The organism is Kitasatospora sp. NPDC094028 (assembly GCF_049543595.1).
Classification (GTDB): domain Bacteria; phylum Actinomycetota; class Actinomycetes; order Streptomycetales; family Streptomycetaceae; genus Kitasatospora.
Genome location: NZ_JBMVFA010000111.1, coordinates 1 through 1,204, shown reverse-complemented (window position 1 = coordinate 1,204; position 1,204 = coordinate 1). Strand labels below are relative to the sequence as shown.

Annotated in this window: 2 protein-coding genes; both read left to right on the top strand. The window is 64.5% G+C overall.

Annotated features, from left to right (window positions below):
- The first annotated feature begins 2 nt into the window (after positions 1–2).
- The gene (locus ACPC54_RS42150; protein ID WP_498973054.1) at positions 3–254 is read left to right on the top strand and encodes a MoaD/ThiS family protein; all 252 of its coding nucleotides are present in this window, start codon (positions 3–5) and stop codon (positions 252–254) included.
- A gap of 444 nt (positions 255–698) precedes the next feature.
- Complete coding sequence (locus tag ACPC54_RS42145; RefSeq protein ID WP_037653356.1) at positions 699–902, top strand: cold-shock protein; 204 nt, start codon at positions 699–701, stop codon at positions 900–902.
- The last annotated feature ends 302 nt before the right edge of the window (positions 903–1,204 follow it).

Here is a 1,204-nt window from a genome sequence, read left to right as displayed (position 1 = left end):
CCATCCTGCGCACCTACACCGGCGGACAGGCCGAGGTCGCCGCCGAGGGCACGACCCTCGGCGAGGTCATCGAGAACCTGGAGAAGAACCACACCGGCATCGCCGCCCGCGTCCTGGACGACCAGGGCAAGCTGCGCCGGTTCGTGAACGTCTACGTCAACGACGACGACGTCCGTTTCGAGCAGGGCCTCGCGACCTCCACCCCGGACGGCGCGGGCGTCTCCATCATCCCGGCGGTGGCCGGCGGCTGCTGACCGAATGATCGATCATTACCTTAGGTAATGATGGTCACCGAAAGTACATCGGATTGCCCTCTCCGTGAGAGAAGCGGAGGGGGCAATTCTGTGTGATTGAGCGCGGTACAGTTGGGGAACGCGCCCTCCGGTGATCGAGGGTAAGCCCTCGGTTCTCTTCCGCGGTCCCGATAAGAAGTAGCCAAAATGCACGGCCTTTCCGCGGCTTTTGTGTCTTTTACGGGGCCCGACTTGCCCTGAATTCGGGTGAATTCTCCCCACATTCCGGATCGTTCGCGTCCAGAATTCTCGTCCAATTGACCTGTTGCAGACGGCAGTTGGACAGATACATTCAGCCGCGGTCGACGCGTTCCGGCGCACGCCCCCGACGCATTGGGGGGCGAGGTCTGACCCGGGTCCGCGAAGTGTGGATCTGTGCAAGGGCCAGTAATAGGGGAGTTAGGCATGGCTCAGGGCACCGTCAAGTGGTTCAACGCGGAGAAGGGGTACGGCTTCATCGCGGTCGACGGTGGTGCGGACGTCTTCGTCCATTACAGCGCCATTCAGATGGACGGCTACCGCACCCTGGAGGAGGGCCAGCGAGTGGAGTTCGAGATCTCGCAGGGCCAGAAGGGTCCGCAGGCCGACATGGTTCGCGTCGCCGTCTGAAACGTTTCTCTACCGAAGGGCCCGCACCTCGCACAGGGTGCGGGCCCTTCGGTGTGCCCGGGGAGGGCCGGGGCGCTCGCGCCCGCCCGTCACCCGACCACCACCCCTGAACGAGCCCGCTGCGCGGGCGCACCTTGCACTCGGGCATGCCGAGTGCTAATCATTGCGTTAGCACTCTGAAGGTGAGAGTGACAAAGAAGGACCGGGTCGGTGAGGTCCGCAGCCCACGTGGGGCAAGGAACCACAGTCCGGCGAACCGTCCGTCGCGGGCGCGGGCGCGGTCCGAAGGACTCACCCCCAGT